The organism is Anaeromyxobacter sp. K (genome assembly GCF_000020805.1).
GTDB classification, from domain to species: Bacteria; Myxococcota; Myxococcia; order Myxococcales; family Anaeromyxobacteraceae; genus Anaeromyxobacter; species Anaeromyxobacter dehalogenans.
In genome coordinates, this window is sequence record NC_011145.1 from 1,996,236 (window position 1) to 2,018,350 (window position 22,115).

General features: G+C 73.0%; 18 protein-coding genes. 10 read left to right on the forward strand and 8 right to left on the reverse strand.

All coding sequences use genetic code 11. From position 1 onward, the window contains the following. Positions 1 to 114: 114 nt before the first annotated feature. Together ANAEK_RS08835 and ANAEK_RS08840 are read left to right on the forward strand one after the other, a co-directional pair. Positions 115 to 558, forward strand: a complete 444-nt coding sequence (locus ANAEK_RS08835) for a GNAT family N-acetyltransferase (protein WP_012525810.1) — start codon at positions 115 to 117, stop codon at positions 556 to 558. Positions 559 to 743: 185 nt separating this feature from the next. Next, positions 744 to 2,369, forward strand: a complete 1,626-nt coding sequence (locus tag ANAEK_RS08840; RefSeq protein ID WP_012525811.1) for a peptide chain release factor 3 — start codon at positions 744 to 746, stop codon at positions 2,367 to 2,369. Positions 2,370 to 2,442: 73 nt separating this feature from the next. Here ANAEK_RS08840 and gloA read toward each other — a convergent pair whose 3' ends face one another. Further along, entirely contained in the window at positions 2,443 to 2,829 is a 387-nt protein-coding gene (gene gloA, locus ANAEK_RS08845) for a lactoylglutathione lyase (RefSeq protein ID WP_012525812.1), read from the reverse strand. Between the two features lie 21 nt (positions 2,830 to 2,850). Next, on the reverse strand, positions 2,851 to 3,243 hold the full coding sequence (locus ANAEK_RS08850) for a TraR/DksA C4-type zinc finger protein (RefSeq protein ID WP_011421162.1): 393 nt from the start codon (positions 3,241 to 3,243) through the stop codon (positions 2,851 to 2,853). Positions 3,244 to 3,364: 121 nt separating this feature from the next. On the opposite strand from ANAEK_RS08850, the gene ald reads away from it, so the two are divergent. Next, entirely contained in the window at positions 3,365 to 4,477 is a 1,113-nt protein-coding gene (ald, locus tag ANAEK_RS08855; RefSeq protein ID WP_012525813.1) for an alanine dehydrogenase, read from the forward strand. 56 nt (positions 4,478 to 4,533) lie between these two features. Here ald and ANAEK_RS08860 read toward each other — a convergent pair whose 3' ends face one another. From ANAEK_RS08860 to ANAEK_RS08870, 3 genes are all read right to left on the reverse strand, one after another. After that, positions 4,534 to 5,604: a 3-deoxy-7-phosphoheptulonate synthase gene (locus ANAEK_RS08860; RefSeq protein WP_012525814.1), complete on the reverse strand. Its 1,071-nt coding sequence runs from the start codon at positions 5,602 to 5,604 to the stop codon at positions 4,534 to 4,536. Positions 5,605 to 5,723: 119 nt separating this feature from the next. Further along, entirely contained in the window at positions 5,724 to 6,545 is an 822-nt protein-coding gene (locus tag ANAEK_RS08865) for a class I SAM-dependent methyltransferase (protein WP_012525815.1), read from the reverse strand. A 61-nt stretch (positions 6,546 to 6,606) separates the two neighbouring features. Next, complete coding sequence (locus ANAEK_RS08870; protein WP_012525816.1) at positions 6,607 to 7,554, reverse strand: cation diffusion facilitator family transporter; 948 nt, start codon at positions 7,552 to 7,554, stop codon at positions 6,607 to 6,609. A gap of 378 nt (positions 7,555 to 7,932) precedes the next feature. Between ANAEK_RS08870 and ANAEK_RS08875 the strand changes: the two genes are divergently transcribed. The 7 genes from ANAEK_RS08875 (at position 7,933) to ANAEK_RS08905 (ending at position 18,988) form a co-directional block, all read left to right on the forward strand. Then, a complete protein-coding gene (locus ANAEK_RS08875) occupies positions 7,933 to 8,556 on the forward strand; it encodes a hypothetical protein (RefSeq protein ID WP_232288412.1) in 624 nt (207 codons plus the stop codon). Then, positions 8,543 to 9,721 carry a cytochrome c biogenesis protein ResB gene (locus ANAEK_RS08880; RefSeq protein WP_012525818.1) on the forward strand — a complete coding sequence of 393 codons (1,179 nt, stop codon included), beginning with the start codon at positions 8,543 to 8,545 and terminating at the stop codon, positions 9,719 to 9,721. The genes ANAEK_RS08875 and ANAEK_RS08880 overlap by 14 nt, the downstream gene beginning before the upstream one ends. Beyond that, positions 9,718 to 11,535 carry a cytochrome c biogenesis protein gene (locus ANAEK_RS08885; protein ID WP_012525819.1) on the forward strand — a complete coding sequence of 606 codons (1,818 nt, stop codon included), beginning with the start codon at positions 9,718 to 9,720 and terminating at the stop codon, positions 11,533 to 11,535. Before ANAEK_RS08880 ends, ANAEK_RS08885 begins: the two co-directional genes overlap by 4 nt. A gap of 964 nt (positions 11,536 to 12,499) precedes the next feature. Continuing rightward, the gene (locus ANAEK_RS08890; RefSeq protein WP_012525820.1) at positions 12,500 to 14,236 is read left to right on the forward strand and encodes a transporter substrate-binding domain-containing protein; all 1,737 of its coding nucleotides are present in this window, start codon (positions 12,500 to 12,502) and stop codon (positions 14,234 to 14,236) included. Then, entirely contained in the window at positions 14,233 to 15,642 is a 1,410-nt protein-coding gene (locus ANAEK_RS08895; RefSeq protein ID WP_012525821.1) for a sigma-54 dependent transcriptional regulator, read from the forward strand. The genes ANAEK_RS08890 and ANAEK_RS08895 overlap by 4 nt, the downstream gene beginning before the upstream one ends. Before the next feature lie 65 nt (positions 15,643 to 15,707). Further along, positions 15,708 to 16,991 (forward strand): IS1182-like element ISAnsp1 family transposase, encoded by a 1,284-nt coding sequence (locus ANAEK_RS08900; RefSeq protein WP_012525171.1) that lies wholly within the window; start codon positions 15,708 to 15,710, stop codon positions 16,989 to 16,991. 674 nt (positions 16,992 to 17,665) lie between these two features. Further along, positions 17,666 to 18,988 carry a dicarboxylate/amino acid:cation symporter gene (locus tag ANAEK_RS08905; protein WP_012525822.1) on the forward strand — a complete coding sequence of 441 codons (1,323 nt, stop codon included), beginning with the start codon at positions 17,666 to 17,668 and terminating at the stop codon, positions 18,986 to 18,988. 165 nt (positions 18,989 to 19,153) lie between these two features. Here the strand turns inward: ANAEK_RS08905 and ANAEK_RS08910 are convergent, their stop codons facing one another. From ANAEK_RS08910 to ANAEK_RS08920, 3 genes are all read right to left on the reverse strand, one after another. Further along, complete coding sequence (locus ANAEK_RS08910) at positions 19,154 to 20,005, reverse strand: phosphatase PAP2 family protein (RefSeq protein ID WP_012525824.1); 852 nt, start codon at positions 20,003 to 20,005, stop codon at positions 19,154 to 19,156. A gap of 174 nt (positions 20,006 to 20,179) precedes the next feature. After that, positions 20,180 to 21,361, reverse strand: a complete 1,182-nt coding sequence (locus tag ANAEK_RS08915; protein WP_012525825.1) for a hypothetical protein — start codon at positions 21,359 to 21,361, stop codon at positions 20,180 to 20,182. A gap of 31 nt (positions 21,362 to 21,392) precedes the next feature. Further along, entirely contained in the window at positions 21,393 to 22,058 is a 666-nt protein-coding gene (locus tag ANAEK_RS08920; protein ID WP_012525826.1) for a cytochrome c3 family protein, read from the reverse strand. Between the last annotated feature and the right edge of the window lie 57 nt (positions 22,059 to 22,115).

A 22,115-nucleotide genomic window follows, 5' to 3' on the forward strand; every position in this document is an offset into this window, starting at 1 on the left:
CGGCGGCGCCGCCGGTGGCACGGCCGCCGAAGGGCTCGCCCGGTCGAGGGAAACCGTGCCGTTTCGCCGCACCGCGGCATGAGCCTGAACGATCGTTTCGGGTACCTTTCCCACATGCCCTTCCTCGTCCGCTTCGCCTCCTCCACCGAAGACCGCGACGCCGCCTACGCGCTGCGCCGCGACGTGTTCGAGCTCGAGCAGCACATCCCCCGGCCGCTCGACCGCGACGCCTTCGACTTCTCCGCCGACCACGTGGTCGCGTTCGACCGTGGCGGCCGCTGCGTCGGCACGGGCCGGGTGGTCCGGACCGACCACCGCACCTGCCACATCGGCCGCATGGCGGTGGCGCAGGAGGCCCGCCGGACCGGCGTCGGCGCCGCCATGCTCGAGTCGCTCGAGCGCATGGCGCGCCTGCGCGGGATCCGCGAGGTGGTGGTGGCCTCGCAGCTCGGCTCGGAGCCGTTCTTCCACGCGCGCGGCTACCGGCGCGACGGGGACGTGTTCGAGGATCAGGGCGTCCCGCACGTCCACATGCGCAAGCTCCTGCTGGTGAGCTAGTCGCCGCCGGACGTCCGCCGACCGGGAGCGGAGGGGCCCCGGTACGGCCGGACGGAGGGCGGCGACGGGGGGAGGATGCAACGGACGCGCCGCTGGGTTAGAGTGCGCCCCCGAACACAGACGCTCGCTCGCCCCGGGTCCCGCGGCCCGGGGCGATTCGCATTCTGGAAGGACCCCCGCAGTCCATGAGCCACCACGAGATCTCGCGCCGGCGCACCTTCGCCATCATCGCCCACCCGGACGCGGGCAAGACCACGCTCACCGAGAAGCTGCTGCTCTACGGCGGCGTCATCCAGCTCGCCGGCGCGGTGAAGGCGAAGCGCGGCCGGGCCAACGCGGTGTCGGACTGGATGGAGATGGAGCGCGAGCGCGGCATCTCCATCACCACCAGCGTGCTGCAGTTCCCCTACCGCGGGCTGCAGATGAACCTGCTCGACACCCCCGGCCACGCCGACTTCAGCGAGGACACCTACCGCACGCTGCACGCGGTGGACGGGGCGGTGATGCTGCTCGACTGCGCCAAGGGCGTCGAGTCGCAGACCCGCAAGCTGTTCCGCGTCTGCCGCCAGCGCTCCATCCCCATCTTCACGTTCGTGAACAAGATGGACCGCCCGGGCCGCGACGCGTTCGAGCTCATCGGCGAGGTGGAGAGCGTCCTCGGCATCGGCGTCTACCCCATCACCTGGCCGGTGTTCCGCAGCGGCGTGTTCCGCGGCGTCTACCACCGCATGGCCCGGCGCGTGTACCTGTTCGACGCCGACCACGCGAACTCCAGCTCCACCACCGGCGCCGAGCGGCCGCCGGTGGAGGTGACCGGCATCGACGACCCGATGCTGCGCGAGGAGCTCGACGACGCCGGCTACGATCGCCTCCGCTCCGAGGCCGACCTGCTCGACGCCGCCGGCGACGGGTTCGACCGCGAGCGCTTCGAGGCGGGCGAGCTGTCGCCCATGTTCTTCGGCAGCGCGGTGAACAACTTCGGCCTGGAGGCGTTCCTCGAGACGTTCAGCGAGCTGATGCCCCCGCCGCGCCCCCGCGAGACCGACCAGGGCCCGGTGGAGCCCACCCGCGACGAGTTCAGCGGGTTCGTGTTCAAGATCCAGGCGAACATGGACAAGGCGCACCGCGACCGCGTCGCGTTCGTGCGGATCTGCTCGGGCCGGATGGTCCGCGGGATGAAGGCGCACCACGTCCGCACCGGCAAGGACGTCCGGCTCGCGAACCCCACCCAGTTCCTGGCCCGCGACCGCAACGTGGTGGACGAGTCCTGGGCCGGCGACGTGGTGGGCATCCACGACCCCGGGAACCTGGAGATCGGCGACACGCTCACCGGCGGCTCGCGCTTCGTCTACGAGGGCATCCCCAGCTTCGCGCCGGAGCACTTCCGGCGGCTCGCGCTGGTCGATCCCATGCGCCGCAAGCAGTTCGCGACCGGCCTCGAGCAGCTCGCGCAGGAGGGCACGGTGCAGCTCTACCGCCCGCCCGCCGGCCGCGCCGGCGACCTCGTGCTGGGCGCGCTCGGCCAGCTCCAGTTCGAGGTGGTGCGCTACCGGCTCGAGTCCGAGTACTCGGTGCAGGTGCGGGTCGAGCCGGTGCCCTACCAGCTCGCGCGCTGGGTCTCGCGCACCGACGGCAAGCCGCTCGACCTCGACGCGCTCCACGACGCGGTCGAGGGCATGGTGGTGCTCGACGTGCGCGACCGGCCGGTGGTGCTGTTCGACCGCGAGTGGGCGCTCCGCACCGCGGAGCGGCTCCACCCCGAGTACCGGTTCGCCGAGACCGCGACGGGCGTGGTCGTCCGCGCCGCCTGAGCCGCGCCCGCTCGCCCTTCGACCTCGGCGGCCTGCGGCCCGCCTCCGCTCAGGGTGAGCGGGCGAACCCGCCTCAGCTGCCGCGCTGGATCAGCTCGATCTTGTAGCCGTCGGGATCCTCGACGAACGCGATCACCGTGGTCCCGTGCTTCATCGGGCCGGCCTCGCGCACCACGCGCCCGCCGCGCGCCTTTATCTGGGCGCAGACGGCGTAGGCCTCCGGCACCTCCAGCGCCACGTGGCCGAAGCCGGTGCCGAGGTCGTACTTCGGCGTGTCCCAGTTGTGCGTCAGCTCGATGGCGGTCTGCTCGGACTCCGGGCCGTAGCCCACGAACGCGAGCGTGAACCGGCCGTCGGGGTACTCCTGGCGGCGGAGCAGCGTCATGCCGAGGACGCCGGTGTAGAAGGCGAGCGAGCGCTCCAGGTCGCCGACGCGGAGCATGGTGTGGAGGATGCGCACGGGGATCTCCTCGGGGGCGGGTCAGCTGAAGTCGGTCAGGTTCTTGCGCGTCGCGTTGCGGCGCGGCTCGGAGCGCGCCTGGCACTCCGGGCAGAGCGCCGCGTAGGGCATGAGCGCGAGCCGGCGGGGCGCGATCTCCTCCTCGCACGACTCGCACAGCCCGAAGTCGTCCGGGCGGTTGGCCAGCTTCGCCAGCGCGCGGTCGATCCGGCCGACCAGCTCGGCCTGCCCCTTGTTGCGCTGCGAGGCGAGCACCTGGAGCATCTCCGAGAGCGCCTGCGCGTCCTCGTCGGACACGCCGGTGCTGGCCGGATCCCGGCGGTTCGGCTCGATGCGGGCGGGGCCCGCCTGGACGAGCTGCGCGCGCAGCCGCTCCAGGGCGAGCCGGTGGGCGGCGCGCTCCTTCGCGTTCATGGCCGCTCCTTAGCCCAGAACCGTGGGACGCGCCATCGCGAACACCCGGTGCGGGGGTCGACGGCGGCCCGCGTTCGTCTTACTCGGTGGGGGCCGCTCGACCCTCACCCCGGAGCTTCGCATGCGCGTCGGCTGCCCCAAGGAGATCAAGAACAACGAGAACCGCGTCGGCCTCACGCCGGGCGGGGCGCGGTCGCTGGTCGCGGCCGGGCACGAGGTCCTGGTCGAGGCCGGCGCCGGCGAGCGGAGCGGGTTCCCCGACGCCGAGTACGCGGCGGTGGGCGCGCGCATCGCGCCGGTGGCCCGGCAGGTGTTCGAGCAGGCCGAGCTGATCGTGAAGGTGAAGGAGCCGCAGCCGCCCGAGCTGGCCGCGCTCCGGCCCGGGCAGATCCTGTTCACCTACCTGCACCTCGCGCCGGATCCGCTCCAGACGAAGGCGCTCCTCGAGCACGAGGTCACCGCCATCGCCTACGAGACCATCCGCGACGCCTCCGGCCGGCTGCCGCTGCTCACGCCCATGTCCGAGGTGGCCGGCCGCATGGCCGCGCACGTGGGCGCGTTCTACCTGCAGCAGCCGAACGGCGGGCGGGGCATGCTGCTCGGCGGGGTGCCCGGCGTGCCGCCCGCGCACGTGGTGGTGCTGGGCGGCGGGGTGGTGGGGCTCAACGCCATCAAGGTCGCGGCCGGCATGGGCGCGCGGGTCACGGTGCTCGACAAGAGCCTGCCCACGCTCCGCTACCTCGACGACATCTTCGGGAACCGCATCGAGACGCTCTGGTCCAACGAGGCGCACGTGGAGCAGGCGCTGGTCCAGGCCGACCTCGTCATCGGCGCGGTGCTCATCCCCGGGGCGGCGGCGCCGCGGCTGGTGCAGCGGCGCATGCTGAAGGACATGAAGCCGGGCTGCGTCATCGTGGACGTGGCGGTGGACCAGGGCGGCTGCGTCGAGACCACCCGGCCGACCACCCACGCCGACCCGGTCTACTTCGTGGACGGCGTGCTGCACTACGCGGTCGCGAACATGCCCGGCGCGCTGCCGCGGACCTCGACGCTCGCGCTCACCAACGCGACCTTGCCCTACGCGATGCTGCTCGCCGGCCGCGGCGTGAAGGACGCGCTCCTCCCGGATCCGGGCTTCCTGGCCGGGCTCAACACCTACCGCGGCAAGCTCACCTGCGCGCCCGCGGCGGAGAGCCTCGGGATCCCGTACACGGATCCGCGGACGCTGCTGTAGGCCGCCGCCCATGCCCCGCTCACCTCGAGCCTGTCGAGGGGCGAGCGGTCCGGCCGCTACCCGCGGTCGCGGCGCGGCAGCACGTCCTTCAGCACCTCGCGCGCCTGGCGCACCATCTCCACGGTGGTGTCCCAGCCCACGCAGGCGTCGGTGACCGAGCAGCCGTAGCGGAGCTTGGAGAGGTCCTCGGGGATGGGCTGGCTGCCCGCCTCGATGAAGCTCTCGACCATGAAGCCGACCACCGAGCGGTTGCCCTCGCGCACCTGGTGCACCACGTCGCGGAGCACGAGCGGCTGCAGGTCGGGCTTCTTCCACGAGTTCGCGTGGGAGCAGTCCACCACCAGGTTGAGCGGGAGCTTCGCGCGGGTGAGCGCCTGCTCGGCCAGCGAGATGGAGACGGTGTCGAAGTTGGGCCGGCCGCCGCCGCCGCGCAGCACCAGGTGGCCGTAGCGGTTGCCGCGGGTGCGGATGATGGCCGACCGGCCCTGGCCGTTCACGCCCAGGAAGCTGTGCGGCCGCCCCGCCGAGAGGATGGCGTTCACCGCCGCGTCCACGTCGCCGTCGGTGCCGTTCTTGAAGCCGACCGGCGTGGAGAGGCCCGACGACATCTCGCGGTGCGTCTGCGACTCGGAGGTCCGGGCGCCGATGGCGGTCCAGGAGACGAGGTCGCCGTAGTACTGCGGCGCGTGCGGGTCGAGCGCCTCGGTGCCGGCGGGCAGGCCGAGCTCGTTCACCTGGAGCAGGAAGCGGCGCGCCCGCTCCATGCCCTCGTCCACCCGGAACGAGTCGTCCATGTACGGATCGTTGATGAAGCCCTTCCAGCCCACGGAGGTGCGCGGCTTCTCGAAGTACACGCGCATCACCAGCACCAGCGTGTCCTTCACCTCCTCGGCGAGCAGGCGCAGGCGGCGCGCGTAGTCGAGCCCGGCGGCGGCGTCGTGGATGGAGCAGGGGCCGATGACGCCGAACATGCGCGGGTCGCGGCCGTCGAGGATGGCCTCGATGGCCCGGCGGCCCTCCACCACGGTGCGGACGGCCGCCTCGGTGATGGGGATGCGCGCCTTGACCTCGTCCGGCGACGGCATGAGGTCGAACGCGGCGATGTTCAGGTCCTCGGTCTTCTGCACGGGCTCGCTCCGGCGCGGGGGAAGGGGAGCGAAAATACACCCGATCGGCGCGTCCGTTCCACCCCGCGCAGGGGCGATTCCCGGTCGGAAAGTCGCCGGCCCGCCGGTCGTGCGGCCGGCTACGGCACGCGCGCGGAGAGGATCGGGATCACCCAGGCCGCGTACTGGTCCGGATCGCGGATGGTCGCGATCTGGTCGTCGAAGTGGCGCCGGGCCTGCTCCGCGCTGAAGCGCGTGTGCTGCCCGATCGCGTCCACGTAGCCGTCGCGCCAGGCCTCCCAGATCGCCGCGAACGTCTCGCGCGGCACGCGCAGCGTGTCCACGGCGACGTAGTCGAGCGTGATGTCGGCGAGCCCGAGCGCGCGCATCATCGCGTAGGCGCGCCGCCCGACCAGCATGTCCGAGCCGGTGCGGGCCCCGAACTCGCGCGGCGCGGCCGGCCAGAAGTCGGCCGGGTCGAGCGTGCGCGGCGGGATGTGGATCATCCCGTAGTCCTCGGCGAGCAGGTGGATGCGCCCGCCGCGGCGCGTCACGCGGGCCAGCTCGGCCAGCGCGCGCTCGGGGTGGGGGATGGCCTGGATGACGTGGCGGCAGACGGTGAGGTCGAGCTCGCCGTCCGGCAGCGCCAGGTGGAACACGCTGCCCTGCGTGAACGAGACGCGCGGCGCCAGCGCGCCGTGCCGGGCGCGGGCCACCCGGAGCGGCGCCTCGAGCACGTCCACCCCGAGCAGCGTCGCCTGCGGGAACAGCCCGGCCAGGCGGGCGGTGATCTCGCCCGTGCCGCAGCCCGCGTCGAGGATGCGCGCCCGCGGCGGCAGCTCGTAGCGCCGGAACAGCGGCGCCTCCTGTGGCCAGATGGCCGAGGCCTGCGCGGCCAGGTTGCGGAACATCGACTCGTCCGCCATCTGGCGGGCCTGCGGGTTCAGCGTCTCCTGGGTCATGCAGCGCCTCCGCGCCGGCCACCCGGCGGCCTGCAACTGATGGCGAGGCGTTCGCGCCGCGTCAAGGTGCCTGGCGCGGCGTGGCCGGCGGCAGCGGCCGGTCGAGCTCCTGGTCCTGCCAGGCGGCCGGATCCTCGAGGGCCTCGAGGTGCGTCTCCATGGTGGCGTTGGGCAGCACCGCCCGCGCCTCCTGCTCGATGGCGTCCACCAGCGCGTGGCCGCGCGCCACGGTCCACGCGCCGGGGACGAGCACGTGCACCGTCACGAAGCGGCGCGAGCCCGCCTGCCGCGTCCGGAGCGCGTGGAACTGCACCTCGGAGCAGGCGTGGCGGTCGAGCACGGCGCGGAGCGCGGCCTGCTCCTCGGGCGCGAGCGCGCGATCCAGCAGCCCCAGCGCCGAGCGGCGGATGATCTTCACGCCGGTCCAGACGATGTTGGCGGCCACCGCGATCGCGATGAGCGGGTCGAGCCGCTGCCAGCCGGTCAGCGCCACCAGCCCGACCGCCACCAGCACCCCGGCCGACGTCCACACGTCGGTCATGAGGTGGTGGGCGTCGGCCTCGAGCGCGATCGAGTGGTGCCGCCGCCCCGCCCGCAGCAGCACCCGCGCGACCCCGAGGTTCACCAGCGAGGCCGCGACGGAGACGACGAGGCCCAGCCCCACCTGCTCGATGGGGCGCGGCGAGAGCAGGCGCTCGGTCGCCGTCCAGGCGATCCCGGCCGCCGCGAGCAGGATGAGCGCCCCCTCCGCGCCGCTCGCGAAGTACTCCGCCTTGCCGTACCCGTACGCGTGCTCCTCGTCGGGCGGGCGGGCCGCCACGCCCAGCATCGCCAGCGTGAGCATCGCGGCGACGAGGTTCACCAGCGACTCGAGCGCGTCGGACAGCAGGCCCACCGAGCCGGTCAACAGATACGCGCCGGTCTTCAGGCCGATGGTGGTGACCGCCGCGGCGATGGAGAGCCAGGCGAAGCGGGTCAGGGAGGCGCGGGCGGGGGCGGGGGTGGTCATGACGGACGGTGCCAGTTGTCCGCCCGGCCAAGGCCGGCGGCAAGCGGGAAGGGGCGGGCGGTCCGCGGCGCCCGCGGGCGAGCGGCCGCCTGCGACAAAGGGCCGCACCGGAGGCCCGGAAAGCGCGTGACGAACCGTTTGATCCCGATCATCTCAAGGGATAGGTTCCTGCCCCGTCTGGTACGGAAGGGTTCCGGGGGCTTGCTGTTGAATGGCAGCCCGCGCCGGACGGTCACAGCGCTGCGGCATGCGCAACTTCGCTGCGGTTTCGAGGGCGGCTGGCCGCCCGTACACGAGGGATGGATGCGAGTCGAAGCACCTGATCCGGGCGCGAGGCGGGACGGCGTACGTCCGTGGTCGTCTGTCGCACCCGCATGGGTGGTCCTGGGCGCGCTGGCCCTGGCCGCGAGCGGCTGCCAGCGCGAGTCGGTGAGCCACTTCCGCGTGCCGAAGTCTGCGCCGGCGCAGGAGCCGGCCGGCATGGCGGCGATGCCCGCGGGGATGCCGGCGACGCCCGGCGGGATGGGCGCGCCCGGCACGGCGGGCGACGTGCCGCCGCCGGCGCAGCCGACCGGCTCGTCCGCGCTGGCGTGGACGCTGCCGAAGGGCTGGAACGAGGTTCGAGGCGGCGGCGCGATGCGGTACGCGACGATCACGCCCCCGGCCTCGGGCGGCAAGGTGGAGGTCACGGTGATCGTGCTCCCCGGTCCGGCCGGCGGCGAGCTCGCGAACGTGAACCGCTGGCGCGGGCAGATCGGCCTGCCGCCGCTCGACGACGCCGCGCTCGCCTCCGCGCGCAAGCACGTGAAGACGCGCGCCGGCGACGTGTCGGTCTACGACTTCCTCGGCGAGGGCCAGCAGAAGACCCGCGTGGTGGCCGGCTTCACGTTCACCGAGGGCAACACCTGGTTCCTGAAGATGTCCGGCGACGCGGCCGCGGTCGGCGCGCGCAAGCCGGAGTTCGTTTCCCTGCTGGAGAGCCTCCGCCTTGACGCGAACTGACATCCGGCCCCTGCGCCCGCTGCTCGACGTGCTCACGTCCCTGAAGCTCACCATCGTCTGCATGGCGGCGCTGATGGTGCTGGTGGTTGCCTGCACGCTGGCGCAGGTCCACCTCGGCACCTGGGGCGCGGTCAACGTGTACATGCGCAGCTGGCTCGTCTGGTGGGACGTGCCGGGCACCGTGCTCTCGGTGCCGGTGTTCCCCGGCGGCGCCCTCGCCGGCGCGGTGCTGGCGGTGAACCTCATCGCCGCGCAGCTGAAGCGCCTGGAGTTGTCCTGGAAGAAGGCGGGCCTCTGGATCGTCCACGCCGGCCTCATCCTGCTCGTCATCGGCGAGTTCGTGACCGGCATGTTCCAGCAGGACATGCAGCTCGCGTTCGAGGAGGGGCACACCGCGAACTACGTGGAGTACCCCCGCGAGAACGAGCTGGCGGTCATCGACGTCACCGACCCGGCCTGGGACGAGGTGTACGGCATCCCCGAGACGCTGCTCGCCCGCGCCGACGAGGTGCAGGTGCCCGGGACGCCCATCACGCTCAAGGTGAAGCGCTTCCTCAAGAACGCCGACCTGGCCATGCGCACGCCGAACGACGCGCCGGCCATCGCCACCGCCGGGGTGGGCGCCAGCATCCGCGTGGCCGAGCTGCCGCCGGTCACCACCGACGACCGGCCCAACGCCACCGCGGCGTTCGTGGAGCCGGTGGCGGGCGGGCGGAGCTACGGCACCTGGCTGGTGTCGGCGCTGCTCGCGGCCCCGCAGCAGTTCGTCCACGAGGGCCGCACCTACCAGCTCGCGATGCGCTCGCGGCGGGTCTACCTGCCGTACTCGCTGACGCTGAAGGACTTCACCCACGACGTGTACCCGGGCACCGAGATCCCGAAGAACTTCTCCAGCCTGGTGCACCTCAACAACCCGGCCAGGGGCGAGTCGCGCGACGTGCTCATCTACATGAACCAGCCGCTGCGCTACGACGGGAAGGCGTTCTACCAGGCCAGCTTCGGAAAGGGCGACACCCTCTCGATCCTGCAGGTGGTGTCGAACCCGGGCTGGCTCCTGCCTTACATCTCCTGCGTGCTGGTCACGGTGGGGCTGCTCGTCCACTTCGCCATCACGATGAGAAGGTCGATGCGGCGCCGTGCGGCCGCGGCGGAGGCGCACTCATGAAGCTCGAGAAGCTGATCCCCTGGCTCGCCGGCGGCCTCGCCGTGGTCGGCGCGGCCATCGCCGTCATCCCGCCGAGCCCGGTCCGCGGGTTCGACACCGACGCGTTCGGCCGCCTGCCGGTGCTGGAGGGCGGGCGCGTGAAGCCGGTGGACTCGGTGTCGCGGAACGCGCTGCTCATGATCCGCGGCCAGCAGAGCTTCAAGTACGACGCGGACGGCGACGGGCCGGAGAAGGGCCGGACCATCGCCTCCGACGAGTGGATCCTGGACGTCCTGTTCCGGCCGGAGCTGGCGGACAAGTACCCGGTGTTCGTGATCAACGACCCGGAGGTCCTCGGGCTCATGGGCATGCGCCAGAGCTCGAACCGCTACTTCTCGTTCACCGCGCTCGTGCCGCACCTGGAGGAGATCCAGAAGCAGGCCATGGCGGCGCACCAGGTGGACGCGAAGCAGCGCACGCGCTTCCAGTCGGCCATCGCGAACCTGTTCGAGCGCGTCTACCTCTACTACCGGCTGAAGAACACCGTGCAGCTCGCCGGCTCTCCGGGCCTCGCCGCCGAGGTCGCCTCGGCGGGCACGCCGGGCGCGCAGCAGCGCCACCAGGCCATCGAGGAGCTCGCGTACTTCCGCCCCATCCCGCCGGCCGCGGGCACCACCGGCGACGACTGGCTCAACATGGGCCAGGCGCTGCGCGGCGCCGCGTCGGGCCAGCCGGGCGACGCGCTCTCGGGCTGGGCGCGCCTCTCGGTCGCGTACATGGCGCAGGATCCCTCCAGCTTCGGCCGCGCCGTGGCCGACGTGGCCGCGGCGGACGCGGCGGCGCGCCCCGGCTCGATCGACCTGGCGGGCCACGAGATCGTCTTCAACCGCGCGCAGCCGTTCTACGCGGGCATGGTGGTGTACGTGCTCGCCATGCTGGCGCTGTTCGCGTCCTGGCTGTGGAAGCCGAAGATCCTGCAGCCGGCCGCGTACGGGCTGCTGGTGGCGGGCGCCCTCATCCACACGCTGGGCCTGGTCTCGCGCGTCCTCCTGCAGGGCCGCCCGCCGGTCACGAACCTCTACTCGTCGGCGGTGTTCGTGGGGTGGGGCGCGGTGGTGCTGGGCGTCATCCTGGAGCGCATCTACAGGAAGGGGTTCGCGACGGCCGTGGCCGCCGCCTCGGGGTTCGCCTCGCTCATCGTGGCGCACCACCTCTCGGGCGACGGCGACACGATGGAGATGATGCGGGCGGTGCTGGACTCGAACTTCTGGCTCGCCACCCACGTCGTCACCATCACCATCGGCTACAGCGGCACGTTCCTCGCGGGCGCGATGGCGATCGGCTACACGCTCCGCAAGCACCTCGTCCGCAAGCCGGACCCGGGCACGACCAAGGCGCTCATGGGGATGACCTACGGCGTCATCTGCTTCGCGCTGTTCTTCAGCTTCCTGGGCACCGTGCTGGGCGGCATCTGGGCGGACCAGTCCTGGGGCCGGTTCTGGGGGTGGGATCCGAAGGAGAACGGCGCGCTGCTCATCGTGCTGTGGAACGCGATCATCCTGCACGCGCGCTGGGGCGGCTTCGTCCGCGAGCGCGGCATCATGGCGATGGCGATCTTCGGCAACGTCATCACCAGCCTGTCCTGGTTCGGCGTGAACATGCTGGGCGTGGGCCTCCACTCCTACGGCTTCATGGACAGCGCGTTCTGGGCGCTCACCGGCTTCATCGCCTCGCAGCTCGCCATCATGGCGTTCACGCTCCTGCCCGCGCAGTTCTGGAAGACCGCGCACGCGGGCGGCAAGCAGCAGGAGCCTTCGCCGGAGCCGGGGCACTAGGTCCCTCCGGACGCGTCGCCACCTTGCGGCCCTGCTCCCGTCTACGGGGGGCGGGGCCGTTCTCATTCGGACGGGCGGTGGGTGCGGTCGGGGGTGGGGGCGGTCGGGGGGGGACCGCGTCCAGCGGGCCCTGTCCTGGAGGGGGCCGCTGGGTCGGCGCTCCGGGCGTTCGCGGCGGTGCTCGCTCCGCAAGGCCTGGGACGTGGATGGATGGCCGGAACCGGGGCCGTGGGATCGATGAAGCCGACGCACCGGACGGGCCAGCCGCGGGATCGGTTCCAGCGCCGGCTGCGCCGGTCCCTTCGCAGCGGCTGTCCACGGCGGTGCAGGTCTAAGATCCTGGGGACGTGCCGAACGCTTGCTGCGCTGCGCTCCGGCGCGAACGCCCGGATCGCCTCGGGGGCGGCCTGACGTGGATGGGCGGCGGTGGTGGGGACGCTGTCGCCGGGAGAAGTTCTCGGGAGAAGTTCTCGGGAGAAGTGCTCGCCGTGGCGCCTCGAAGCCGCCCGCACGGACCCGCGTCCGCAGCGCGGACGCCCTCGCCCGCGACCGCGACTGTCAGCGCAGGCGCAGCACGCCAGGACCACCTCTCGCGCGCGTATCCAGCCGGCGTGCGCGGCGAGCATGTCTGAGGCCGCACGTCGCGTCAGCGATACGTGCGGCCGAGTTTGCGAGCCGCGCCCAGGTGCATCGGACGACATCCGCGCGCGTCCTACGACCGAAGTCCCGCGCCGAGCATTCCGCCTCCACGTCGCGAGAGCGGGCGAGGGCGGGAGCGCACACGAGGACCCGCCCCCACGGCCCCCCGGCTTCGAGTCACGCGGCGACGAGCAGTCACGCCCCCCCCCGCGCTTCCCGTCGACAGGCTCAGGGGAACCGCCCGCCCTTCGACAGGCTCAGGGCGAGCGGACGCGTCATGCCGCCCGCTTGTCGCCGCCGCGCCCCCGTCGTAGCGTGGCGCCCGATGGGCCGAATCCAGGCTTGCCTGCTCGTCGCGGCGCTGCTCGCGGCGGCCCCCGTTGCACGGGCCGTCCCGCCCGCGCCGCAGCCGCAGGGGGGGCGGACGGTGGTGGTCGGGGCAGACCGCGATTACCCGCCCTACGAGTTCCTCGACGAGAAGGGTCAGCCGGCGGGGTTCAACGTGGACCTCACCCGCGCCATCGGCGAGGTGATGGGGTTCACGGTCGAGTTCCGGTTCGGCGACTGGGCCGGGATCCGGGCCGGGCTGGCGGACGGCAGCATCGACGCGCTGCAGGGCATCTCGTGGTCGGAGGAGCGCGCCCGCAGGCTGGACTTCGCGGCGCCGCACGCGATCGTCCACCACGCCATCTTCGTCCGGAAGGACGGGCCCCAGCCGCGCTCGATCGAGGAGCTGGCCGGGCGCGAGGTGGTGGTGTTCGGCGGCGGGATCATGGACGAGGAGATCACGCGAGCCGGCACGGCCGCGCGGGTGATCCGGACGCAGACGCCGGCCGACGCGCTGCGCCTGCTCGCCTCGGGCCAGCACGACTGCGTGGTGCTGGCGCTCCTGCCGGGCATCTACCTGCAGCGCCAGCTCGGGCTCACGAACATCGAGCCGGTGGGGAACCCGGTGCGCGCGGAGCGCTACGGGTACGCGGTCCGCAAGGGCGATCGCGAGCTGCTGGCCCGCTTCGACGAGGGGCTCGCCATCCTGAAGCAGACCGGGCGCTACGACGCGATCCACGCGCGCTGGCTCGGGCCGCTCGAGCCGCGGCCCATCGGCTGGCAGGCGGTGGCGCGCTACGCGGCGCTCGGCGCCCTGCCCATCCTCGTGCTGCTCGGCGCCACCGTCGCCTGGAGCCGCTCGCTGCGGCGGCTCGTCGCGCAGCGCACCGCCTCGCTGCAGCGCGAGGTGGCGGAGCGCGAGCGGGCGGTGGCCGCGCTCCGCGAGCACCAGCACCAGCTCGTGCAGGCGCAGAAGGCGGCGGCCATGGGCGTGCTGGTGTCCGGGGTGGCCCACGAGATCAACAACCCGGCCGGCTACATCCTGCTCAACGTGCCCACGCTGAAGGCGGCGTTCGCCGACGCGCAGGAGGCGCTCGATGCGCGCGCCCGCGAGCGCGACCTGAAGCTGGCCGGCGTCCCGTACGCGCGCATGCGCGACGAGATCCCGCAGATGCTCGACGAGATCGCCGAGGGAGGCCGGCGCATCAAGCGCATCGTGGACGACCTGAAGGACTTCGCCCGGCGCGACGACGCGCCCCGGCTCGAGCCCATGGACCTCGGCACCTCGGCCCGGGCCGCGGTCCGCCTGCTCGAGGCGCCCATCCGCGCCGCGACCTCGCGGTTCGAGCTGGACCTCGCCCCCGGCCTGCCGCGCGTGCGCGGCAACCCGCACCGGCTCGAGCAGGTGATCGTGAACCTGCTCCTGAACGCCTGCCAGGCGCTCCCCGACCGCGATCGCGCGCTGCGCCTCTCGACCCGCCACGATCCCGTCGCCGGCGAGGTGGTGCTCGAGGTGCGCGACGAGGGGGTGGGCATCCCGCCCGAGCACCTGGCGCGCCTCACCGACCCGTTCTTCACCACGAAGCGCGAGAGCGGCGGCACCGGCCTCGGCCTGTCGGTGTCCGCCGGGATCGTGAAGGAGCACGGCGGCCGGCTCGAGTTCGGCTCGCAGCCCGGCGTCGGCACCACCGCGGCGCTGGTGCTGCCGGCGCTCAGCGAGGAGGCCGCGGCGTGAGCGAGTCGTTCTATCCCGCGTTCGCGATCCTGGCGGTGGACGACGAGGCCGCCTGGCTGCGCTCGGTCTCGCTCACCCTCGAGCGCGCGGCCGGCATCACCCACCTGCTCACCTGCCAGGACGCGCGCCGGGTGATGGAGGTGCTCGACGGCAACGACGTGGGCGTGGTGCTGCTGGATCTCACGATGCCGCACCTCTCCGGCGAGGACCTGCTCGGCCGCATCTCGGTGGAGCATCCCGACGTGAAGGTCATCGTGGTCTCCGGGATGAATCAGGTCGAGACCGCCGTCCGTTGCATGAAGCTGGGCGCGTTCGACTACCACGTGAAGACCGAGGAGGAGGACCGGCTGGTCGCCGGCGTCCTGCGCGCCGTGCGCATGCAGGAGCTGCAGCGCGAGAACGGCGAGATGACCGCGCGCTTCATGTCCGGGGAGCTGCGCAACCCCGAGGCGTTCTCCGGCATCGTCACGCAGGACCGCACCATGCTGACGCTGTTCTCGTACGTGGAGGCGGTGGCGCGCAGCCCGCAGCCGCTGCTCGTCACCGGCGAGAGCGGGGTCGGCAAGGAGCTGGTGGCCGGGGCGGCGCACCGGCTCTCCGGGCTGCCCGGGAAGCTCGTGGCGGTGAACGTGGCCGGGCTCGACGACGCGGTGTTCGCCGACACGCTGTTCGGCCACGTGCGCGGCGCGTTCACCGGCGCCGAGCAGCCGCGGCGCGGCATGGTGGAGGAGGCCGCCGACGGCACGCTGTTCCTCGACGAGATCGGGGACCTGTCGGTGCCGTCGCAGGTGAAGCTGCTGCGCTTCCTGCAGGAGGGCGAGTTCTTCCCGCTCGGGAGCGACCGGCCGAAGCGCGTGAAGGTCCGCGTGGTCGCCGCCACGCACCAGGACCTCGCCGCCAAGGAGCGCGCCGGGATGTTCCGGCGGGACCTGTACTACCGGCTGCGCACGCACCGCGTGCGGGTGCCGCCGCTCCGGGAGCGCCGCGAGGACGTGCCGCTCCTGCTCGATCACTTCCTCGGCGAGGCCGCGCGGCAGCTCGGCAAGAAGAAGCCCACCCCGCCGAAGCAGCTCGCGCAGCTGCTCATGACGCACGACTTCCCCGGCAACGTGCGCGAGCTGCGCGCGATGTGCTTCGACGCGGTCAGCCGCCACCGCGACCGCGTGCTCTCCATGGACGCGTTCCTGGAGGCGATCGGCCGGCACGGCAACGGCGCCCACCCCGCGGCGGAGGAGGGGCAGAACCCCTTCGGCGTGGTGGAGCGGCTGCCCACGTTCGACGAGGCGCTGGAGCTGCTGGTGCAGGAGGCGATGCGGCGCTCCGGCGGGAACCAGACGCTCGCCGCGCGGCTGGTGGGCATCTCGCAGCCCGCGCTCTCGAAGCGCCTGAAGTCGTACCGGCGCTGAGAGAGCGTGAAGAAATCGGCCGGCGCCCATGGACCTAGGACGGCCGGCCGTGATCTTCTCGGGGCGTGAGCGAGCACGACGCGCCGCGGGTGGTGAGGCCGGTCCGGAACCAGCTGTCGTTGCAGCCGACCGACCTTGAGGCATTGGTCGCGGACGAGCATCCGGTTCGCGCCATCTGGGGGCTCGTTGAGCGGCTAGATCTCTCGGCGTTCTACGACGAGATCGCGTCGAGGGGCAGCAACGCGGGGCGACCGGCGACCGACCCGGCGGTGCTGCTGGCGCTGTGGCTGTTCGCGAACTCCGAGGGCGTGGGGAGCGCCCGGCTGCTGGAGCGGCTTTGCGAGCGGGATGCGCCGTACCGCTGGATCTGCGGCGGAGTGCCGGTGAACCACCACACGCTCGCCGACTTCCGCGTGATTCACGGCAAGAAGCTCGACCGGCTCATGACGCAGGTGCTCGCCGCGCTGATGAAGGAAGGCGTAGTGCAGCTGAAGCGCGTGGCGCAGGACGGAATGAAGGTCCGCGCGAGCGCCGGGGCGGCGAGCTTCCGGCGTCGGCAATCGCTCGAGCGGTGCCGCAACGAGGCCGAGGAGCAGGTCCGCAAGCTCCGCCGCGAGATCAGCGAAGATCCGTCCGCATCGACGAAGCGAGTGACAGCCGCGAAGGAGCGCGCGGCGAAGGCGCGGCTCGACGCCATCGACGCTGCGCTTGCGGAGATTGGTGAGGTCGAGGAGGAGCGTGCCGAGCGCGACGAGAAGAAGCCGTCAGACGCGAGACGCCGCGGTGAGATCCGCGTGAGCACGACGGACGCCGAGAGCCGCGTGATGAAGATGGCCGACGGCGGCTTTCGCCCCGCGTACAACGTGCAGCTCGCGACGGACGAGAGCGGCTTCATCGTCGGCGCGGACGTGACGAACAACGGCACCGACCAGCCACACGTCGTGCCGATGCTCGACGAGATCCAGCGCCGCACCGGCGAGGCGCCACGCGAGTACCTGGTCGACGGCGGCTTCGTGACCCTCGACAACATCGAGGCGATCGCGGAGCGCGGCGCGACCGCCTACGCGCCGCTGCCGAAGTCGAAGAGCAAGGACGTCGACCCTCACGCTCCGAAGCGGAACGACCCGCCCGCGGTCGGTGCGTGGCGCATACGGATGGGCACCGAGGATGCGAAGCGCGTCTACATCCAGCGCGGCGTGCTCGCTGAGCGGACGAACGCGGATCTCCGGGCGCACCGAGGTCTCGACCGGCTGAACGTCCGTGGGCTCGTGAAGGTGAAAACCGTGGTGCTGCTGGCCGCCATCAGCTTCAACGTGATGCGGCTCATCGCGAGCGGGCTCTCGGCCTGACCGGCGTCTCCGGGCGCCCACTTCGGGCGCCCGAACCAGGGTCCTGACCGGGCAGCATCGGACTTCGGCCGGCCGAACCGCCGCCGCTGCCCCCCCGGACTCGGGCGCGTCTCGACTCCGCGGCGCCTCCGGCGCCGCCACGCTCGACGCGAACGGATTACTTCACGGTCCCTGAGAGCACGTGAACCCATCCCCTCCCGTCGCCGCGGCGGCCGATCCGCGTCGCATCGCGTCGTTGCTCCTCCCTCACATGCCGACGGGCATGCTCGGTCGTCGCGCCTCGCGCTGCTCGCGTCTCGACCGCCTGGCTCGGTCCGGGGATGGATTCACGCGCTCTGATCCCGCGGATCGCGCAGCGGCCCCGGCGCGCCGCCGAACGGGCATTCCCGCGGGAATGTCCATGCCCCCCGGCATGGCAGCCCGCAGACGCGCGGGATCACTGCGGTCCGCACCCGCACGGGCCCTGCGGCGCGCCGTCGCGATAACCCGGGGCATGCCGGTTCGGATCGCGACGCGGTGCGCGAGCGGCGGGTGATCACGCCGCTTTCCGCGCGCGGGCGATCCGGCACCGAAGGTGCTCTGGGGCGGGGCCTCGGCATACATGACCGGCCCGCGGCGCGACCGCCGGCCTCGACCCCGCGCCGGGCGGCGGCGGCTCCCGGCAGGAGAGACACGTGAAGCGTCTCGCGCGCAGCCTGTACCTGCAGGTGCTCCTGGCGGTCGTCCTCGGTGCGCTGGTCGGGCACCTGTTCCCGGCCACCGGCGCGTCGCTGAAGCCGCTCGGCGACGGGTTCATCAAGCTGGTGAAGATGCTGATCGCGCCCATCGTGTTCGCCACGGTGGTGACCGGCATCGCGAAGATGGGCGACCTGCGCAAGGTCGGGCGGGTGGGGCTGAAGGGGCTGCTCTACTTCGAGGTGCTCACCACGGTCGCGCTCGCCATCGGCCTGGTGGTGGCGCGCCTGGCGCGCCCCGGCGCCGGGATGAACGTGGACCCGGCCACGCTCGACACCAAGGCCATCGCCTCCTACACGAACGGCGCGCAGGCCCACGGCACGGTGGACTTCCTCATGAACGTGATCCCGCGCGACGTGGCGGACGCGTTCGCGCGCGGCGACATCCTCCAGGTGCTGCTGTTCTCGGTGCTGTTCGGCGCCGCGCTCGCCGCCCTGAAGGACAAGGGTCGCCCGGTGCTCGAGTTCGTGGACGGCCTGTCGCTGGTGCTGTTCCGCATCGTCGGGTTCGTGATGCGCCTCGCCCCGGTCGGCGCGTTCGGCGCCATGGCCTTCACGGTGGGGAAGTACGGCATCGCCACGCTGCTCAGCCTGGGCAAGCTCATCGCCTGCTTCTACGCGACCAGCGCGCTGTTCGTGGTGCTGATGCTGGGGCTGGTGCTCCGCTGGTGCGGGCTGAGCCTGTTCCGCTTCCTCCGGTACATCAAGGAGGAGATCTTCGTGGTGCTCGGCACCTCGTCCTCCGAGTCGGCCCTGCCGCTCATGATGCGGAAGATGGAGAAGCTCGGCTGCTCGAAGCCGGTGGTCGGGCTGGTGGTGCCGATGGGCTACTCCTTCAACCTGGACGGCACGTCCATCTACCTGACGCTCGCCACCCTGTTCATCGCGCAGGCGACCAACACGCACGTCACCCTGGTGCAGGAGCTGGAGATCCTGGCGGTGCTGCTGCTCACCTCGAAGGGGGCCGCGGCGGTGACCGGCGGCGGCTTCATCACGCTGGCGGCGACGCTCTCCGCGGTGGGCAACATCCCGGTGGCGGGGCTGGCGCTGCTGCTGGGCGTGGACCGCTTCATGTCCGAGGCCCGCGCCATCACCAACCTCATCGGGAATGGCGTCGCGTCGGTGGCGGTTTCGCGCTGGGAGGGTGAGCTGGACCAGGCCCGCGCCCGCGCCGTCCTCGCCGGCACCGTGCCGGAGGAGGTGGAGCCGGCCAACGAGCCCGAGCCGCCCGCGATCCCGGCCGGTGCCGGGCTGCACGGCTGAGCCGCCGGTCGCCCCCCGCCGGACCCCACGGAGGAACCGAGCATGATCCGCCTCATCCGCACGCTGGCCCGCCTCTGGAACGCGCTCTGCGAGCTCGACGCCCGCACCGCGCTCCGCCCCGCGCCCGCGCACGTGCGCAAGTAGCCCGCGCCGCGCCGGGAGGCGCTACCAGGTGCCGGTGAGCTGGACGCCGCGCCCCATGGGCGCGAGCGCCACCGGCAGCCGCCCGCCGCGCGCGTGGAGCAGCGGGACCAGCGTCCCGAACCCGAACCCCGCCGCCGCGCCCACCAGCACGTCGGTGGGGAAGTGGCGCCCGGCCAGCACCCGCTCCGCACCCACGCTCGCGCCCACCGCCGCGGTCACCAGCCACGGCCAGGCGGCCGGGCCCCGGCGCAGCGTGTACGTCCACGACGCGGCGGTGAGCGCGGCGACCGCGGTCGAGGTGTGCCCGGAGTAGAACGAGCGGTAGCCCTGCGCCTGCTTCACCAGGCCGTCTCGCCCGGCGTAGGTGACCGGCAGCGGCCGCTGCACCGCGAACTTCACCGTCATCACCGCGGCCGAGTTGAGCGCCAGCGTCTCGGTGAGGATCATGAGGTCCTCGCGGAGCGCCCGCGTGTTCCCCACCCAGAACGCGTCCGCCACCACCGGCACGCCCACCGAGGCGAGCACGGTGACGTCGCTGATCACGCCGGCGGCGCGGCTGTGCAGGTCGATGGCGAAGCGGTCGAAGCCGTTCACCTCGGCCCGGTCGCACGGACACCGCGGGGTGATGAAGCTGAACGGGTAGCGCGCCGGCAGGATGGCGACGCCCGCCGCGAGCGCGGTGAGCGGCACGTCCAGCCAGGGGACCAGGCGGTAGACGCTGTCGCCCGGCGGCCGCGCCTCGGGCGCGTCGAGCGGCAGGTCCGGCGCGACCGGCGGCGAGATGGCTGCGGGGGAGGGCAGGGCCGCGGGCACCGTCTGGACGGCCGGGACGGGCTGGGCGGCGAGGGCGAGCGCGAGGATGGCGGGGAGCATCGGGGGCCCGCCGCGGGGGCGGACACCTCCGACGCTGTGCACCGCGTGCCCCCGCGTCGAGGCCTACATTCACGAAAAGTGCGCTCCGGGCGGGGCGGACGCGCCCGGACGAGTGGGCCCCGGCCGCGAGCGGGACGCGGCCGGGGCCCGGGGCTGCGAGGGGTTCACCCGCGGTCAGAAGGAGTACATCGCGGTGAGGGACCCCTGGTCGGCGGTGCGGGTTCCGGTGATGGTCCGGGTCTCGTACCGGTAGTACTCCAGGCCGAGGGTGTAGGGCCCCTCGCAGTACTTGGTCAGCGCGCCGACCGACACGTTGCGGAGGCGCGTGGCGCCGGCCTCGCGGACGTCGGCGTCGTCCGGATCGTCCATGCCGGCGAACAGGTGCGCGGAGACGGTGTCGGTGAACGACCAGCCCGCCTGCGCCCAGGCGCCCCAGCCCTGGATGTCCCCGAACTGCACGATGGCGCCGAAGAGCTGGCCGACCGCCTGGCCCGTCCAGCCGTTCGCGGCGAGCTGGAGCCGGCCCGCGGTCACCTTGCCGCCCAGCTCGGCGGCCCAGCCGTCCACGCCGTCCTCCGGGGCGGTGGCGCCCACGCCGGTCAGGTCCTTGCGATCGTAGTGGCCGACCAGGAAGGCGGAGTAGGCGACGCCGTCGGCGGGCTTGCCGCTCAGCATGGCGCGCGCCTCGACCTGCGGGATCGAGGACGCCTCGCCGTAGGAGACGCCCAGCGGCAGGTCGGCGTCCGCGTCGCTCCAGGAGCCGCGGGTGGCGCTCACCGCGAGCTCGAGGACGTGGGCGCCGGCGAGCGGGATGCGGTGGAACACCATCACGCCGGGGAAGCGCCAGCCGATGCCGCCCGCCGCGTAGCTGGCGGGGAACGCGACGTGCGCGAGGCTCACCGGCGCCATGGCGAAGATGAGCCCGTGGTTCTGGCCCACCTGGAAGGTGGTGTTGCCCAGCACCAGCTCGGCGTAGGCGAGGCGCAGCCGCGGCCCCACCGACTCGTCGCCGAACGCGCCGCCGGTGTTGCCGCCGAAGAAGTCGGCCTCGACCAGCGCGCGCGGCGTGGCGCGGCCGGAGAGGATGGCGGGCCCGGTGGCGGCGAGCTGGAGCCGGGTCTGGCGCAGGTCGCCGCCGAGGAACGTCTCGTCGGTGCGCGGCTCGGTCACGGTGAACAGCGAGCCCTGGCCGTTCCAGGGGCCGGTGGTCGCGTCCTGCACGAACACGGTGGCGGACACGAACCCGTGGAGCGCGACCGAGGGCTTCTCGGGCGCGGGGGCCGGCTCGGCCGCGAGGGCCGGCGCGGAGGCCGCGAGCGCGGCGGCGCACGCGAGCCGTATGACGGTGTCGATCATGGTGTCTCCTCCGGTGCTGCGTGACCGGGCGTCAACGCTCCGCGCCCGGCAGCTTCTTCATCTCGAACTTGGGGTGGCAGTTGAGGCAGTAGTTCTCCGAGGCGGCGTGAGCATGGTGGCAGACGGTGCAGTCGATCTCCCCGAGGTGCGAGTGGTGCGGGTTGCGGTCGGGGTGCACGGCCGGCTCGGTCGCCTTCGCGAGCGCGTCGGCCGGGCCGTGGCACGCGAGGCAGCGGTCGTTCGCGACCGTCGCGCCCGTCTCCGGGAGCTCGCCGGCGTGGCAGCCGGCGCAGGAGACGTCGGCCTTCGCGTGGGCGCCGTCGAGCAGCGTCGATCCGGCCCAGGAGGCCGCGGCCCGGCGCAGCGGCGCGTCGCCCTCGGTGAGCTTGCCGATCGGCTGCTTCCCGCCGGCCAGGCCGAAGCGCCCGCGGGAGAGCGTGTGGCAGACGGTGCAGTCGGCGTCGGGCGCGCGGTGGGCGCGGTGCAGGCGGGCCGAGAACGCGTCCGGCTTCGCGTCGGCGGCGGGCTTGTGGCAGCCGAGGCAGGCGGCGAGCGTGGTGCCCTTCACCGGCGGGTGGTCCTTCGGCAGGACGGTCCACGAAGGGTGACACTGCTTGCAGCTGCCCGCGGGGGCGGAGGGGCGAGGGGGCGCGGCGGCGACGAGCGCCAGCGCGGCGAGCGCGACGAGGGCGTTCATGGATGGCTCCGTGAGGGAAGGGCGGGCGCCCGGGCCGGCGAGCGGGACCGGCGCCGG

Excerpts from the sequence above, each read along its gene's own strand:
- ANAEK_RS08835 (WP_012525810.1), top strand. The coding sequence starts at position 115 with ATGCCCTTCCTCGTCCGCTTCGCCTCCTCCACCGAAGACCGCGACGCC.
- ANAEK_RS08840 (WP_012525811.1), top strand. The coding sequence starts at position 744 with ATGAGCCACCACGAGATCTCGCGCCGGCGCACCTTCGCCATCATCGCC.
- ANAEK_RS08850 (WP_011421162.1), bottom strand. The coding sequence starts at position 3,243 with ATGAACGCGAAGGAGCGCGCCGCCCACCGGCTCGCCCTGGAGCGGCTG.
- ald (WP_012525813.1), top strand. The coding sequence starts at position 3,365 with ATGCGCGTCGGCTGCCCCAAGGAGATCAAGAACAACGAGAACCGCGTC.
- ANAEK_RS08865 (WP_012525815.1), bottom strand. The coding sequence starts at position 6,545 with ATGACCCAGGAGACGCTGAACCCGCAGGCCCGCCAGATGGCGGACGAG.
- ANAEK_RS08870 (WP_012525816.1), bottom strand. The coding sequence starts at position 7,554 with ATGACCACCCCCGCCCCCGCCCGCGCCTCCCTGACCCGCTTCGCCTGG.
- ANAEK_RS08885 (WP_012525819.1), top strand. The coding sequence starts at position 9,718 with ATGAAGCTCGAGAAGCTGATCCCCTGGCTCGCCGGCGGCCTCGCCGTG.
- ANAEK_RS08890 (WP_012525820.1), top strand. The coding sequence starts at position 12,500 with ATGGGCCGAATCCAGGCTTGCCTGCTCGTCGCGGCGCTGCTCGCGGCG.
- ANAEK_RS08910 (WP_012525824.1), bottom strand. The coding sequence starts at position 20,005 with ATGCTCCCCGCCATCCTCGCGCTCGCCCTCGCCGCCCAGCCCGTCCCG.
- ANAEK_RS08915 (WP_012525825.1), bottom strand. The coding sequence starts at position 21,361 with ATGATCGACACCGTCATACGGCTCGCGTGCGCCGCCGCGCTCGCGGCC.
- ANAEK_RS08920 (WP_012525826.1), bottom strand. The coding sequence starts at position 22,058 with ATGAACGCCCTCGTCGCGCTCGCCGCGCTGGCGCTCGTCGCCGCCGCG.